The 15,970-nt window shown below is 35.9% G+C and carries 16 protein-coding genes; 7 read left to right on the forward strand and 9 right to left on the reverse strand.

Annotation, left to right across the window (positions count from 1 at the left end):
- Positions 1-1,431, forward strand: coding sequence for a mannose-1-phosphate guanylyltransferase/mannose-6-phosphate isomerase (locus tag IX83_RS03845; RefSeq protein ID WP_038499422.1), 1,431 nt, complete (start codon positions 1-3; stop codon positions 1,429-1,431).
- Between the two features lie 2 nt (positions 1,432-1,433).
- A complete protein-coding gene (locus tag IX83_RS03850; RefSeq protein WP_038499425.1) occupies positions 1,434-2,423 on the forward strand; it encodes a glycosyltransferase family 10 domain-containing protein in 990 nt (329 codons plus the stop codon).
- A 127-nt stretch (positions 2,424-2,550) separates the two neighbouring features.
- Here the strand turns inward: IX83_RS03850 and IX83_RS03855 are convergent, their stop codons facing one another.
- The 3 genes from IX83_RS03855 to IX83_RS03865 form a co-directional block, all read right to left on the reverse strand.
- Positions 2,551-3,684, reverse strand: coding sequence for an NADH-dependent flavin oxidoreductase (locus IX83_RS03855; RefSeq protein WP_038499428.1), 1,134 nt, complete (start codon positions 3,682-3,684; stop codon positions 2,551-2,553).
- A gap of 105 nt (positions 3,685-3,789) precedes the next feature.
- Entirely contained in the window at positions 3,790-4,101 is a 312-nt protein-coding gene (locus IX83_RS03860; protein WP_038499431.1) for an ArsR/SmtB family transcription factor, read from the reverse strand.
- 178 nt (positions 4,102-4,279) lie between these two features.
- Positions 4,280-4,726, reverse strand: coding sequence for a MarR family winged helix-turn-helix transcriptional regulator (locus tag IX83_RS03865; protein WP_038499434.1), 447 nt, complete (start codon positions 4,724-4,726; stop codon positions 4,280-4,282).
- A 127-nt stretch (positions 4,727-4,853) separates the two neighbouring features.
- Here IX83_RS03865 and IX83_RS03870 point away from each other — a divergent pair, with 127 nt between their 5' ends.
- Positions 4,854-5,708 carry an ABC transporter six-transmembrane domain-containing protein gene (locus tag IX83_RS03870; RefSeq protein WP_038499437.1) on the forward strand — a complete coding sequence of 285 codons (855 nt, stop codon included), beginning with the start codon at positions 4,854-4,856 and terminating at the stop codon, positions 5,706-5,708.
- A gap of 326 nt (positions 5,709-6,034) precedes the next feature.
- On the opposite strand, the gene IX83_RS08560 is transcribed toward IX83_RS03870, so the two are convergent.
- Together IX83_RS08560 and IX83_RS09175 are read right to left on the reverse strand one after the other, a co-directional pair.
- On the reverse strand, positions 6,035-6,310 hold the full coding sequence (locus IX83_RS08560) for a hypothetical protein (RefSeq protein WP_162472469.1): 276 nt from the start codon (positions 6,308-6,310) through the stop codon (positions 6,035-6,037).
- On the reverse strand, positions 6,255-6,545 hold the full coding sequence (locus tag IX83_RS09175; protein ID WP_077315958.1) for a transposase: 291 nt from the start codon (positions 6,543-6,545) through the stop codon (positions 6,255-6,257). The genes IX83_RS08560 and IX83_RS09175 overlap by 56 nt, the downstream gene beginning before the upstream one ends.
- A 69-nt stretch (positions 6,546-6,614) precedes the next feature.
- On the opposite strand from IX83_RS09175, the gene IX83_RS03880 reads away from it, so the two are divergent.
- The 3 genes from IX83_RS03880 to IX83_RS08565 all read left to right on the forward strand — a co-directional run bounded on the left by IX83_RS03880 (position 6,615) and on the right by IX83_RS08565 (position 10,658).
- Positions 6,615-6,854: a transcriptional regulator gene (locus IX83_RS03880; protein WP_077315959.1), complete on the forward strand. Its 240-nt coding sequence runs from the start codon at positions 6,615-6,617 to the stop codon at positions 6,852-6,854.
- A gap of 106 nt (positions 6,855-6,960) precedes the next feature.
- Complete coding sequence (locus IX83_RS03885) at positions 6,961-9,297, forward strand: N-6 DNA methylase (RefSeq protein ID WP_038499442.1); 2,337 nt, start codon at positions 6,961-6,963, stop codon at positions 9,295-9,297.
- Complete coding sequence (locus tag IX83_RS08565) at positions 9,297-10,658, forward strand: restriction endonuclease subunit S (protein WP_051919237.1); 1,362 nt, start codon at positions 9,297-9,299, stop codon at positions 10,656-10,658. Before IX83_RS03885 ends, IX83_RS08565 begins: the two co-directional genes overlap by 1 nt.
- 134 nt (positions 10,659-10,792) lie before the next feature.
- Here IX83_RS08565 and IX83_RS03895 read toward each other — a convergent pair whose 3' ends face one another.
- The 3 genes from IX83_RS03895 to IX83_RS03905 all read right to left on the reverse strand — a co-directional run bounded on the left by IX83_RS03895 (position 10,793) and on the right by IX83_RS03905 (position 13,576).
- Positions 10,793-11,086 (reverse strand): PoNe immunity protein domain-containing protein, encoded by a 294-nt coding sequence (locus IX83_RS03895; protein WP_158074734.1) that lies wholly within the window; start codon positions 11,084-11,086, stop codon positions 10,793-10,795.
- 150 nt (positions 11,087-11,236) lie between these two features.
- Positions 11,237-11,752, reverse strand: coding sequence for a plasmid fertility inhibition factor family protein (locus IX83_RS03900; RefSeq protein ID WP_201770258.1), 516 nt, complete (start codon positions 11,750-11,752; stop codon positions 11,237-11,239).
- A 672-nt stretch (positions 11,753-12,424) separates the two neighbouring features.
- Entirely contained in the window at positions 12,425-13,576 is a 1,152-nt protein-coding gene (locus IX83_RS03905) for a DnaB-like helicase C-terminal domain-containing protein (RefSeq protein WP_038499449.1), read from the reverse strand.
- Between the two features lie 209 nt (positions 13,577-13,785).
- On the opposite strand from IX83_RS03905, the gene IX83_RS03910 reads away from it, so the two are divergent.
- Entirely contained in the window at positions 13,786-14,169 is a 384-nt protein-coding gene (locus tag IX83_RS03910; protein WP_051919240.1) for a TrbG/VirB9 family P-type conjugative transfer protein, read from the forward strand.
- 446 nt (positions 14,170-14,615) lie between these two features.
- Here the strand turns inward: IX83_RS03910 and rho are convergent, their stop codons facing one another.
- Complete coding sequence (rho, locus tag IX83_RS03915) at positions 14,616-15,872, reverse strand: transcription termination factor Rho (RefSeq protein WP_038499452.1); 1,257 nt, start codon at positions 15,870-15,872, stop codon at positions 14,616-14,618.
- Between the last annotated feature and the right edge of the window lie 98 nt (positions 15,873-15,970).

The following is a 15,970-nucleotide window of genomic DNA, read 5'->3' on the forward strand; positions in this document are numbered from 1 at the left end:
ATGAGTTTATATCCTGTTATTTTGGCTGGCGGTAAAGGTAGTCGTCTGTGGCCAGCCTCTCGTGAACAATATCCCAAACAGTTTTTATCTTTTGGTCATAAAGAAACTTTTTTTCAACGTACGTTAAAACGTGTTCAACACCTTGATGAACAGATGAATCTGCCGTTGGTAGTATGTGCCGAAGACCATCGGTTTATCGTGGCGGAACAGTTACGACAGTTGGGGTGTTTGAAAGAAAATATTTTATTAGAACCGATTGCTCAGAATACTGCCCCCGCTTTAGCGATGGCGGCTTTTTATGCCTTAGAAAAAGATGCTGAAGCGGTGTTATTAGTGATGCCAGCGGATCATCTTATTGAACCTCAAGAGACGTTTAAACAAAGTGTACGCGATGTGTTGTCGTACGCTAGTCATGGTCATATCGTTACGTTTGGGATGGTGCCGAATCGTCCTGAAACGGGATATGGTTATATTAAGAAAGGAACGTTGTTAGCTAATGAAGATGCGGTTTTTGAACTAGAAAAATTTGTAGAAAAACCACCTTTGACCCAAGCACAGCAGTTTTTAGATAGTGGAGAATATCTTTGGAATAGCGGTATTTTCTTGCTGTCGGCTAAACAATACTTACAAGAATTACAGCAATACGCCCCTGATGTGTACCAATCCTGCCTGTTAGCGTGTGAATCCTTTCAAAAAGACGGCGATTTTGTTCGTGTTCATGCCTCATCTTATTACGCAGATTGCCCTAATATTTCTATTGATTATGCTGTGATGGAGCATACACAAAATGCTTTGGTAATGGCTTTAAATCTTGCTTGGAGCGATGTTGGGGCATGGGATGCACTATGGCAAACCGCTGAATCAAAGGATGCACAAGGTAATGTTACTTTAGGCGAACAGATTGTCTTGCATGATTGTCGTGATAACTTGGTGATGAGTGAAACGGGAGTGGTTGCGGCGATTGATGTGGACAATATGATTATTGTGCATACCAAAGATGCGGTGTTAGTGGCGCCTCAATCTTCTGCCCAAAAGGTTAAAGACGTTGTGCAAACACTGGCTGAACAGGGGCATGATTCGATTTATCAACATACTAAGGTGTATCGCCCTTGGGGACACTTTGAAACCATCGATTCAGGTAGTCGTTTTCAGGTAAAACGTATTACGGTAAAAGAGGGAGCCAAGTTATCGTTACAACTACATCATCATCGCTCAGAACATTGGGTGGTGGTGTCGGGCACCGCTAGAGTCACTTTGGATAATCAAGTGCATTTGGTCACAGAAAATCAATCGATTTACATACCGTTGGGTAAGCAACATTGCCTTGAAAACATTGGTAAGATTCCTTTGGAGTTGATTGAAGTGCAGACAGGCTCTTATTTAGGAGAAGATGATATCGTGCGGTTTAGTGATGATTATGGGAGAAAATAATCATGAGCGTGTTAAAAAAATTAGTCAGGACATTAAAAAAGAAAAAAGATATTCCGTCTGAAAACCAAGAAGACATTAAGCCTCAAGAATTTGGGCATATCAAACATTATCATTTCTGGCCCTTATCAAATGAAACTTTTTTTAATCAGTTTGCTCAAGAAAAAAATCTAGATTTAAGTCAAACGGCACTGATTTCTTGTTTTGGAGAACTCTCCGCTATTCCCAAAATCCCCGAACGCTATAAAGTGTTTTTTACAGGCGAAAACATCTATCATCCTGATCGTATCAGCTATTCAGATCCTGAGCTTTATCGTATGGTGGATTTATATTTGGGTTTTGAATACCGCACGGAACCTAAGTATCTGCGTTTTCCTTTATGGGTTTGGTATTTGTGTGGTTTAACCAAAAAACCTCATTTTTCGCATGAATCGATTGCTGAATTTATTCGCAAAATGAATCAGCCCGAGTTTCGTTTACAATCCTCGCGGAACCGTTTTTGTAGTCATATTTCTAGTCATGATACCAATGGTATTCGCAAAAGAATGATTGATTTGATTTTGCCTATTGCTTCGGTGGATTGTGCAGGTAAGTTTATGAATAATACGGATGAGTTGAAAGCTAAGTTTAACGATGACAAGATCGACTATCTCAAACAATATCGATTTAACCTTTGCCCCGAAAATTCCGAATCCGTAGGCTATATCACAGAAAAGATTTTTGAATCGATTATGGCAGGCTGTATTCCAATTTATTGGGGGGGGGTAAAGCAACTATTTGTAGAACCTGATATTTTGAACCCTGAAGCGTTTATTTACTACGAAAAAGGCAAAGAAGAGCAGTTGGCTAAACAAGTTGAAGAACTATGGATATCGCCCAAACGATATGAAGAGTTTGCCGCCATTGCACCTTTTAAAGAGGACGCGGCAGAAGTGATTTATACTTGGATTGAAGAATTAGAAAAACGACTCAGAGCGTTTGAACCAAAAGCATAATGATAAGGTGGTGGTGAGTGAGGTGTTTAATTGAACATCCTATGTTTTTAGCAGAATAGTGATAAGATACGCTAAAAACATGGATGTTTAGACCTGTTTAGATTCAAGCTATTTCTTTCTGACTCAATCAAATATCCAACGGACGCCAATCTTTTCCTTTGAGTGGAGGTAAATAAGCCAGTCCTTGTAGTTGCTGTGCCCAAAGGTTATCGGGTAGGTCGTAATGATCGGCACGGTTAGGATCAATGCTGGTTTCGATTTGGTCATATTGTCCCGTTTGGATAAGGGTTGCAAGGTTAGGGTTCATCATGACTGCTTTACCGACTGCGATGAATTCTGCCCAGCCAGTGTTGAGTGCATGGATAATTTGTTCGGCACTTAGTAGATTACCCACACCGATTAATGGTAGTTTGCCAGCGATACGTTGATGGATTTGTTCGATACGAGTTTTGTTCGTATCCGCACCGCGTTTGGCTAGTTTGTAAAAATCCCATAGCGAAACATGCAGGTATTGCAGCGGTTGATCCACGAGTGCATCAATAAGGTCAAAAGTATCTTGCATGGTTAAGCCCTTGTCGCCTGCTTCTTCAGGGGAGAAGCGGTAACCGATAATAAAGTCTTCTCGTTGTGCCTGTTGTTTGACTTGGTGTACCGCTTGGATCACCGCTAATGGAAAACGTAAACGATTTTCAAGTGAACCGCCCCATTGGTCTTGGCGTTGGTTGCTTTGAGCGGAGAAGAATTGTTGGATCAAATAGCCATTAACGCCGTGAATTTCTACACCATCAAAACCCGCTTGAATAGCGAGCTCTGTGGCTTTGGCAAAACCCTTAATAATTTCTTCGATCTGTGTTTGCGTCAAAGCTTGACTACCATTCGTGCCTGATGGTGAGTAGGTTTGGTGGTTGGGTACAATATCCGCTACCGCACGATCGCCACCGTGATGAATTTGTAAGATGGCTTTTGCTCCTTGTTGTTGGATAATTTGTGCAGTCGCTTTTAAACTATCTAGGTGTTTATCATCGAATGCATAAGGTTGTCCTACAAAGGCTTTTCCCTCTGGCGAAACCAATGTGGCTGCGGTAATAAATAAGCCAAAGCCTGTGGCACGATGAGCTAAAAATCGGCGTTCTTGTTCGCTGATCGAACCATCTTCATTGGACGCATAATGCGTCATAGGTGCCACAACAAGGCGGTTTTTAATGTTCACACCATTATTGAAAGTGTAGGATTGAAAAAGAGAAGGGGAATGTGTATTCATGATAGTTCCTTTTATCTTTAAATCTAAAATTGTAGATTTGTTTTATTCAATAAAATGCCAATCGGAATTGGCAAGAATAATCGTCATAACAGATGACGTAATAACTTAAATCTGTTGTTCTAACTGGCTTAAAAACTCGGCAACTGCTGGAGCGTTATAACGGTAATAAGTCCATTTACCGATACGCTTGGTTTCCACTAAACCAGTTTGCTTCAAGCTATTTAAGTAGCCTGACACTACCGATTGAGCCAACCCTGACTTGGTGGCAATCGCCCCCACGCAAACACCGCCTGTAAATGCTTTTTCTGTACTGGCAAGATGTTCAGCAGAAAAATGCAGGGCAGGCTCTTTCAGCCACTGCAACATTTGGAGGCGATAATCATTGCCTAAGGTTTTTAAAATATCAATAAGTTCCATAGTACGAGTATTTTATATCTATATTTATAGATATGTCAAATTGTGATGGATGAAAAGTGCGGTGAAAATTGATTTTAATATTGATGGGAGAGGCTTGTTCATGGTTAAAGATGATAGTGAGTGAGAAAAGCCTCGTTATAATGGTGGTGATGCGGTATATAAATGTTAGTTTGGCGATTTAATTATTTTTGTGTTCGATTTGGCTTAATACTTGTGTGTAACTCTCTGAAAATTCTTGTAATAGTGCAAAGAGTTGTTGGGTTTTTTGACTGCCAAAACGCTGAAAGACTTGTTGGCTAACAGCTTGGGTGGCATAAAGTACCGGCATAGCTTGCTGGTTACCCAGATCAGTAAGTTGTAGAATTTTCTCACGTTTGTCTTTGGGGCTTTCTTGAAATAGAATCCAACCCTTTTGTTTATAGTCTTGGCAAATATTAAATACGGTCTGTTTAGGCAAAGACCATTCCTCACTAATTTGTTTTTGTGTGACTTGATTGTCCTTTGATGAGGCAAGGCAGTACAGTACAGCATAATGATTGTAGTGAAACCCTAAGTTTTTTACCATTAAATTCATTGCTGTTTCAATTTCACCAAGGTATTGTGCAAGTTTATCTAACTGCTGCATATCATTTTATTAGTCATTTTTAAGATGGATTAATTTTAACTTAAAAACATGAAAATAAGAAATAATATTTTACAATAGTCCCAAAATTTACTATAATTTAGTCAATTTTAATACTATTTAAAATGCTATGAAAACGATCTTAAAACAAATTGCTATCCATCATCACCTTAAATTAATTCAAACTTTTGCTCTGGTATTATTAGAAAATGCTTTGATTTTGATTTATCCGCTCATGGCTAGTTTTGCCATTAATGCCATGGTGGCTAAACAAACAGGGTTGGCATTAAGTTATGCTGCTTTTGTTTTATTCGTTTGGTTAATTGGATCAGCTCGGCGTGCGGTGGATACACGAACATTCGCACGTATTTATGCACAAACGGTTGTACCAATTATTGTGAACCAACGTAAACAAGGGCAAGCAGTATCAGCAATTACTGCAAGAGTGGCTTTATCACGGGAGTTTGTGAATTTTTTTGAAGAACATTTGCCAACCTTTGTAACCGCAGTGATTTCCTTATTTGGAGCGGCTTTAATGTTGTGCGTATTAGAGCCACTAGTAGGAGTGACAGGCTTGTTGATTTTATTGATATTTATGGGGTTTTTGCCTAAATTTGCCCAAATCAACGATCGGCTTTATTTCAAGCTGAATAACCGCTTAGAGCAAGATGTACATATGATTTCAGGTGGCAAAGAGGCCCAATTAACCAAGCATTACCGCTTTATTGCCAAATTGCGGATTTTAATTTCTAACCGTGAAGCATTAGGTTACCTCTGTATAGGTACAACCATGAGTTTATTATTTACCATTGCCATTATTAAGCTTAGCTTAGCTCCCAACCTTTCCGCAGGGCATATTTACGCATTATTTAGCTATCTATGGACATTTGCTATTAGCTTAGACGATGCCCCTAGATTGATTGAGCAATATTCAGAACTGAAAGATATTGGTAAACGGGTGCAGTTGGAGCAAGAAGTGGTGTAGGGGGGCATTAAGTTTCTTTTAGGCAGGTATAATGGGTTTTGGGAAAGTTTTGCGGTATTACGTAGCAGTTGCACAAAGATTTAATCGATTGAAGACACTATAAATCCTGTTGAAATTTATTGTACAGCAGAAATCTATTGTGCTACAAAACTTACCTAAAACCGATCTTTTTGATAATAAACTATTGAGGCAATTTTTTAATCACAGAAGCGCTTTCAGAATAGATAACAAACACATGGGTACGCTTTGCCCCTTTTTTTCCCTTCTTCTTTTTCAATGTTTACGAGCGACTATCACACAACGTTTATTGGGATTTTTATTTTCTTTTAAACGATTAAACGATAATCAATATGCTCAACTTTTCGATTGGCTTTACGAGGGACAGGATGAACATACATTCTATCCATATCAATTTCTCTGTGCATAAGGGTTAGTTCTCTTTGTTCAAGTAGGGCTTTGCATAATTTATTAGCAAGGACATAGGTAGTTTCATACTGTACCTTCAAATCTCGTGATAATTGCAAAGTAGAAATGCCTTTTATCGCGTTAACAAATAACACAACGGCGATCATGGGTTTGGATAGATAGTTTATGATTGGCAAAAATCGTGCCTGAAGTAGGGCTAAAGGCATGTCGACAATGTTTACAACGAAATTGTTTTCGACTTGTGATAAAATAGGCTTGATGAATACAACCGCACTTAAGGCAAGTTACTTTATTTTGACTTCCCTCTCTCAAGTCACAAAGCAAATTAAACGCCTGTTTATCGGTCAAGTTGACTACTTGACGGATGGAAAGGGTTTTGGCTTTGCTTGAAAGTAGAAAGTGTTGAGGCATAGTTGTAATGCTTCCTTAATTAAACTAGAATAAAAAATAAGTCTGTACTAAATTTCTTATCGTTCAGCGATGAACTATCGTAATGAAGGGCGTGATCCAAATGTGGAAGGGTTGGCAAAAATTCACGAAGCGTTAGAAATTAGCCTCTCTTGGCTATTAACAGGTAAAGGGGCGATGTTCCAATCAGCAACCAAAGAAAGTGATCTGTCTAATCAAGAGGAAAAATTGATTTCTGATTATCGTTCAATGCCTGAAAATCTTAAAGAAGCTTTTGCTATTGATTTTAAAGAAGTCTTTTATAATCAATAAATTACTTGATATTCTAAAATTAAAAAGGACGCAAAAATGTTCCATACAATTAATCTAAATTCCTCTGCTTATTTGTCAAACCTCTTTATTCTGAAAGGGGTATAACATGACTCTTGACTATCAATTCAATGAAAAGAAAAATCAAATTTTTGCTCCTCTTAAAAATAGTTGGTTAAGCTACTCTCCTGAAGAAGAAATACGTCAAAAATTCATCTGCACATTAGTTAATGAATATGGCTACTCTCTTGAACAAATGGCACAAGAATTAAGCCTAACTAATTCCAGTCGTGGCACAGGGCGGGCTAGAGCAGATATTGTCATTTGGAAAAATGAGCAATCAAAAAAAAATAATGAACATGCCGCTATTGTTATTGAATGCAAATCTGATAATGTAACTATTCAACCTGAAGATTATTACCAAGGATTGAATTATGCTACTTGGGCTGGAGCCGATTTTTTTGTTACTCACAACAGCAAAGAAACACGCTATTTTCAAGTTTTTAAAGAAAAATTACCCAAACATTTAGGTAAAGAGTTATCTGATTTACCTACAGCAAAACAATTAAACAGTAACGCCATTGAGCAAATCCTAAAAGAAGAAAAAGTTTTTGAACGAGATGAATTTGCCAAACTACTGCAACAATGCCACAATGTCATCCGCAACAACGACAAATTATCGCCTGAATCTGCTTTTGATGAAATCAGTAAAATTTTGTTTACCAAAATCGTATTTGAACGTGATAACCGCAACAATAATGATAAAACTAAAATTTTCTCAAAAGCAGAATTTGAAAGCCAAGAACAAAACTACAATGACAACGTCCGCCCTTATCTGCAAGGCGATGACAAAAAAACTGATTATGTTCAAATTATTTTCCGCCAAACCAAAGAAAAATATTCACAAGAAGTCCTATTTTCAGAAGATGATGTGATTAAAATCCGCCGTGAAAGTTTCCTTTCTATTGTAGAAAAATTGCAGATTTATAATCTTTCTAAAACATCCGATGACGTTAAAGGTATTGCGTTTGAGAAATTTTTAGGTACGACATTCCGTGGCGAATTGGGACAATTTTTCACACCACGTACCATTGTGGAATTTATGACCGAAATCCTAGATCCACAAGAAGGCGAGCGAGTATGCGATCCTTGTTGCGGTTCAGGTGGATTTTTAATTAACGCTTTTGAATATATGCGTGAAAATATCAAGCAATCCATTGAAAGAGAAAAAGAAAATATCAAAAACCGCTATTTCAATGAGCAATACGAAAACGCCAATGACAGCGAAAAAGCACGCATTGAAAAACAAGTAGATGATTTATTTGTAGAATTAAATAATGAATTAAACTTGGATAATAAAAACAGCCGAATTTATCAGCTTTCACACAATTGTATCTACGGCACAGACGCAAACCCACGAATGGCTCGTGTTTCCAAAATGAATATGATTATGCATGGTGATGGGCACGGTGGCGTACACCATAATGACGGCTTGCTAAACATTAACGGCATTTTTGAAGAGCGTTTTGATGTGATTTTAACTAATCCACCTTTTGGTTCTCGTGTGGCAAAAGATTTAAAAATAACCGCTGAAGACAGTTTAAAAAGTAAACCGCATTACAAAAAATGGATTGATAAATATCCTAACTATACTGACATTGTTGACAAACGAGAGCAAGACATTAAAGAAAATAAAGCAATCGTAGAGAAATACGATGTAGCTCAATACAGCACATTAACCGAGGTGATGTTTATTGAACGTTGCCTAAAATTGTTACGCAAAGGCGGGCGTATGGGTATTGTGCTACCCGAAGGTGTATTAAATAATGGCGATTTACAAAAAGTTCGTCAATATTTTGAAGGCAAAGCAAAAATTATTTTAATTACTTCCATTCCGCAAGATGTGTTTATTGCGTCAGGTGCAACTGTCAAACCTAGCCTTGTCTTTTTAAAACGCTTTACCAAAAGTGAAGAGCAAGCCTATCTGACCGCACAAACACAAGCAATCAACGAAATTGAGCAAAAATACGCCAGTAAAAAAGCTCAATTACAAGCAATTTTGGATAAGAAAGCGAATAAATTGCCAGCCAAAGCCACGAGCGAACAAAAAGCCGAACAGGAAATCTTTAAAAAACAACTTAAAGAGGATAAAAAACAAGCCAAAGAGGAGCTTAAATCGCTAGAAACTCAAATTCGAGATGAAATCCGCCAATCAATCAAAGAAAAATTTGATTATCAAATTCCGCTTGCCGAAGTGGAAAAAACAGGGATTGACAGCAAAGGCGTAGCGATTGAAAACCAGTTGCCAGCGCTTAAAGACGAATATACGCAATACCGCCAATCTGCCAATATTTGGGAAAATCATACCGCTTGTCATTACGAATACACCGAAAGTAACGGAAAATTAAACCGCACTTTACGCACAGTTGAACAGAAGGTGGAATAATGGGAGCGACAAATTTTCAGGCAGCATTTTTGCATTTTGTGGATTTTTCACAATTAACAAATTGGAGTGTTAGTCATTTATTAAAAAATGAGATAAGCTACAATCATAACTTTCAATTAGTGCCTTTGAATAAAATTTTAAAAAGAAACAAAACAGCTATTCAAGTAACTGATAATAAAAAATATAAAAGAATAACTATCAAAATGAATAATGGCGGTGTTTTTGTACGAGATGAAGTTTTAGGCAAGGAAATTGGTACAAAAAATCAATTTTTAGTAAAAGAAAAGCAATTTGTTTTATCTAAAATTGATGCAAGAAATGGGGCTTTTGGCATTGTTAAGAAAGATACCAGTAATGCAATTATTACAGGAAATTTTTGGGCTTATGATGTAGATTATTCATTAATTGAACCTGTATATCTTGAGCTAATTACGACCACAAAACAATTCATTAAATTTTGCCAGCAAAGTAGTGTTGGGACAACAAATAGACATTATTTACAAGAAGATTTATTTCTGGTGGAAAAAATCCCATTACCCGACATCAATACCCAAAAAGCATTAGTCCAAACCTACCAAGACAAAATAGCAAAAGCTGATGAATTGGAAAAACAAGCCAATCAAATAGATAGCGATATTGAGAAATATTTGTTTGAAGAGCTTGGTATTGAAATCCACCAAACTGAGAGAGCCGAAACAGGTAAATTACGATTTGTGAATTTTAGGGAGTTGAATTTGTGGGGTGTCGCCAGTCAAGATGCGATTACTGCCGAGACCATTTTTATATCTAAACAGTTTAAAAATGAACCAATAACAAATTTTTTTGAAATTAATCCAACAACAAAGATTCCGAATAATCAAATAATTAGCTTTATTCCAATGACAAACATTTCTGATATTTATGGAGAAATTACTGTTCATGATAAACAAATATTAAAACCCAACTATACTAAATTTAAAGAAAATGATTTGATTTGGGCAAAAATTACGCCATGTATGGAAAATGGAAAGTCTGCGATAGCAACAAATTTAGAAAATGGCTTTGGGTTCGGCTCAACGGAATTTCATGTTTTACGAGCAAAAAATAATGATTTTTCCATTCATTTATTGCATATACTTTTACGTACTAAACATTTAAGAAGAATTGCAACTCAATATTTCACGGGTTCAGCGGGTCAACAAAGAGTACCAAAATTATTTTTGGAAAAGTTAACACTACCTATCTTAAATTTAGAAATACAAACCCAAATCGTCACCCACATTCAAACCCAAAAGCAGCAGCAAAAAAGCCATCTAACCACTGCTACTGCTTTACGTTGGGACGCACTGGCAGAATTTGAACAAGCTATTTTTCATGCATAAATGCTTAAAATATTTCTTATCTTAAATTTGTAAAATAAAATTAGGAACAACATGTTATTTTTGTTGTTCCTATTTTTTAACTCATATCTTACATTTACTTTTTAATCAATTATTTTGATTATTCTTTAATATCATCACTTAAATAATAGTTTATTATCAAAAAGATCGGTTTTAGGTAAGTTTTGTAGCACAATAGATTTCTGCTGAACCATAATTGAAAACCCTGCAGAATATGTTGAGATTAATATCTCACTTTGATATTCAAAAATAGTTTCTAATATAGACTGTATAATATTTGAGTTTGTTTTTTTATTTCTTTGTATATTATTAACTTCATCATTTTTCAAATAGTTTATTTTTTCATATCTTTTAGAAATAGCATTTCTATTAAATAAGATATTAGCTTTATAATTTTCTAATGTATTCAAACAATCTCTTACTTTCATTTTTCTATAACCGTAAACTTTTCTCAATGATTTTAATTTTATCTACGTTATTATCTTGACTTATATTCCGATAAGGCGTTAGTACTAAAAGGTTGGAGTATTTCATTTAAAGCTTAAATATTATCAGTACAGTTAGTGTGGATTATAAATATTAATTTCACTTATCTTTTCAAGCTCTTTGTTTAGCTCTAGTGATCCATAATATGCTTCTGAATATATACCAGCGTATTCTGCGAGTAATCTAGCATTTTCTTTGCTGTATGTATATACTGGAAACGGTTGTACCTCATTCGCAAACAACCAAATGGTTCGACTTATTCCATCTATAAATGAACAAGCAGTTTCAGTTCTTTGAGAATATCTGATTAATTTATTAAACCAGATAAATGGTTTAATATATACAGACTCCTGTTTTATGTATTGCTCATACGCTATTTGAGCAAGTGGTACTGGGTTTGAGAGACCATAGCTAAATCCTGTTTCAGCATCTCGGAATTTATAGTCATTACGCCAATCCATTTCATTTCCAAACCTAAGTTCGGGGGTTTGTGGAAATTGCGTATTTTGCCACATTTTTAAAAATTTTGTTGATTTGACAAAAACGATATGATGTTCATTATCTGGTTTGCGATAAATAGGGTGTTTCATATAAACCTATTTTTGCTTATTTGTCATTAACTCAAAAACCAGATAATTTTTAAGGTGATAATCGGGACATTCAATATAAATATTATGATTAGGAAATTTTTTTAATTCCATTTTTAATTGCCTCTTTTATAGAATATTAATTTGATCAACTCTCAGAATTGATAGATGAGTTCTGTATTGTAAATATATCGTTATTTATGAACAATATTTTTTAAGATATGTTTATATAACTAATAAACTTAATTTTGTATGAAAACCTTGTCAAGGTTGGGATATTGCAAGATAGATACAGTGGCTCATTTGTTTTGATGATAACAAAAAATGGCAATGGCTTTAAAGTTCGTCACATTTGAACATACAAAACTTAACTTCATTAAGAATGATACTCGGTTTAGTATAGAGCTTAATTGTCTCAGATACGGCTTGTATGTGACAGAATAGTCGATATATTATAAAAAGTTTTTTATGGTTATAACCATAAAATTTAAGTTAAACGAGAATTCTCACCGTTACAGTTTATTGCTCTAATGTAGACCTTAAATTACATTACATGCCAGTTTACAATAATAAGAAAACCCAACCAATCGACTTGATTTTATTGTGTTTTTTACATTTAGATATTATTTGTATGCTATAAAATGAAGGGGAATTAGCTTTGACATATTCTCCACATCAAGGTGGGTAGTTCGTTAAAGGTTGCGAAATAAAAGGTTCAAAGTACATAAATGTTTGATGATATTTCAGTAAAAACATATCTAATTTTGCTTGGTTATAGACTTTGATTACTTTTTCGGTTTCTGTACGTTGTCTCTTATGTTCAAATAATTGAATCACTTCATCAAAGAATGTTGGACAAATACCTGTAAATGCTAATTCTTCATAGTCTTCAATATAATCATCATAACTTCGATTGCTAAGAATAATAGGAGCTTTCAGTCTTTTTGCAATATCTTTAAATGCATCAATTACAAATTTACTTCTAACTAAGTCGGTGTGATAGGGTAAAAATCGTAGTAATCCGTCAATGATAATAACGGGCTGAATGTTTGGTATTTTTTTCTTATTTTTGCATTGGTGTAAAATTGCTTGAATCCAAATGTCATCTGCAGTTTTTAGTTCAAAATCAAAGTGATACAACTTTAATTTGCTTAATTTTTCTTGAATGGATTGAATGTAATCTTTTTCTTTTTTATTAAGAAAATCAGGGTATTTAATATCTTTTAAAGCAAGGCGAGTATATTTTGGAATGAGATGATATTTGATTTTTTCTTTTAAATACTCTCCACAGATAAAAATAACGCAATGAGTATGTGCCAAATATTCTGCAATAGATAGTAGTAATTGTGTTTTACCAATGCCTTTGGGACCAAAAATAAGACTAATTTTTCCGGGCGTTAGCAATTTCCATTCTTTAAGAATTTGACCGATCCAGTCGTATTCTTGAATAATTGAAGTATCAGAAGATGTTGGGGATAGATATAGTTTTTGATTTTGAATTTTTAAATTTGCTGAAGAATGATTAAGTCTTGAGTTCTTATGGATGCTTTCTTGAGTGATTTCTGTTGCTTTTTCTTTATCTGTTGGTAATTTGTTGTTCATTTTGGCAGGCGTAATTTTATTAACAAATAGACTTGCTTCTTGATGAATGGCTTGATTGTAGCTTGTATTAATAGGGGTTGTTGGCCTGTTTGAAAGTGTTTGGGCGGTGTTCGATGGTTCACAAGAATTGAGTTTCTTGTTAAGACGTAGAGATTTCACATTTTTGTTTATTGAAGTGATTTGACGTACACCTCTTTTTTCCACAAAGAGTTCTTTCTTCCCCATGATGATCTCCTATTACCTCATATTGTCTTTATTTTAAGAAAAATATATTAAATTTAAAATAATTTAAAATTAAATTCCCAAAAAATATGCTGAATCATGTGGTTATATGGATAAAGTAATAAGTGAAACTACTTATTTGCGTAGAGTCCACAATATTTTTTTTCATCAAAACAGTGCAATATGATGATGAAGAACAAAAAGGAGTGAAAATGAAAAAACTTGTTTTATTCGTATTGACCATATTTTTAACGGGATGTATGTCCGATCAGCCAGCTTGGTTAAAAGTCAGACGTTCCTCACCGAATTGGGAAAGTGTGAATCGATATGCACAGCAGTATGATTTTCATTGGAATTTGTATGGAAGTCGTAAAACGATGGTCACACAGGTCTTTAGCACCGAAAAAGAGGTATGGGTGCAGTTGGCTTCGATGGAAAGCATTCCTGCCGTATTTGTTGAATTAGAAGATGGTAAAGTTTGGCCACTAAAAACATACCGAAATGAACCCTATCTCGTTATAAAAGGTAATTATCAGCGTTTGGTCTTTCAGATTGGGAAAGAGAAAACCACAGCGGTTTATATGGGTAAAAAGTGAAGTTTGAAACGTTTATCAGGCGATCAGCATCACATCATACAGACAAGTCATCAGCCACGAGATGGGAGGATGTAGGCCTGTGATGTAGGTGGCGACACCGTGTTAGTGTCAGAAATGAAGTGATGACCTCAGCCTTATCTATCATACAGATAAGCCCTTAGCCACGAGATGAGATGAGTGGAGCTGTGATGTAGATGGCGACACCGTGTTAGCGTCAGAAATGAAGTGATGACCTCAGCCTTATTCGTCATACAGACAAACCCTCAACCGCAAGATGGGAGGATGTAGGCTTGTGATGTAGGTGGCGTAACACTGTGAATCTGGATTTGAATGATGTGCGTTACTGATCAGAAAAACGTGAGGTGATAAAAAATACCGACCAGTCTTGGTCGGTATAAAAGAAGTGTTATTTCTTCATTATCTCTGAGTCAGTATGAGAAGAACGTTTATTTTTTCATCATATCGAAAAATTCGTCATTTGTTTTTGTTGCACGAATTTTATCGATAATAAACTCCATGGCTTCCACTTCATCCATATCATGGATAAATTTGCGAAGTACCCACACTTTTTGGAGAATTTCTGGAGGCAGTAATAGTTCTTCACGGCGGGTGCTGGATTTATTCAGGTTAATAGCAGGGTACAAGCGTTTTTCAGCTAATCGACGTTCTAAGTGAACTTCAGAGTTACCTGTGCCTTTGAACTCTTCATAAATCACTTCATCCATACGACTACCTGTTTCAATCAATGCCGTACCAATAATTGTCAAAGAACCGCCTTCTTCAAGATTACGAGCAGCACCAAAGAAACGTTTGGGACGGTGAAGTGCATTAGCATCCACCCCGCCTGTTAATACTTTTCCAGAAGAGGGAATAACTGTGTTATAAGCACGTGCTAATCGAGTAATCGAGTCAAGCAGGATGATAACATCTTTTTTCATTTCAACTAAACGTTTGGCACGTTCGATCACCATCTCCGCTACTTGTACGTGACGATTAGCAGGTTCATCAAACGTAGAGGCAATCACTTCGCCACGAACAGTGCGTTGCATCTCAGTAACTTCCTCGGGACGTTCATCTACCAATAAGACGATTAAAGTCGCATCAGGATTATTTTCAGAAATAGAATGAGCAATTCTTTGCATCATAATAGTCTTACCTGATTTAGGGCTGGCAACGATTAAGGCACGCTGACCAAATCCTAATGGGGCAAAAATATCTAAAATTCGTCCAGTACAGTTTTCTTCGCCTTTTAGGTTTCGTTCCAAACGTAGCGAACGATCGGGGTGCAAAGGTGTTAAATTATCAAACATAATGCGATGTTTCATAATTTCAGGTGCGACACCGTTTACACTGTCAACTTTAACCAAAGCAAAGTAACGTTCACTGTCTTTAGGAACGCGAACTTCACCCTCAATCATATCGCCGGTATGAAGATTAAAACGACGGATTTGGGACGGTGAAATATAAATATCTTCCGTACTGGCCAAATAAGATGTTTCTGGCGAACGCAAAAAACCAAAACCGTCAGGTAATACTTCTAATACGCCGTTACCGAAAATTTGTTCGCCTTGTTTTGCATGTTTTTTTAAGATGGCAAACATGAGTTCTTGTTTGCGAAAGCGGTTGGCGTTATCAATTTCTAGTTGCTCTGCCATGTTTAATAACTCAGATACATGAAGAGCTTTAAGATCATTAAGATGCATGAGATTTTACTATTTTATGGGAGAAAAATTAAGAATATTAAGTGTCTATCTCATTATTAATCATTCGTCTTTTCGACCTTTAGATAGACACTTAGCAA

The organism is Basilea psittacipulmonis DSM 24701, from assembly GCF_000743945.1.
Taxonomy (GTDB): Bacteria; Pseudomonadota; Gammaproteobacteria; order Burkholderiales; family Burkholderiaceae_B; genus Basilea; species Basilea psittacipulmonis.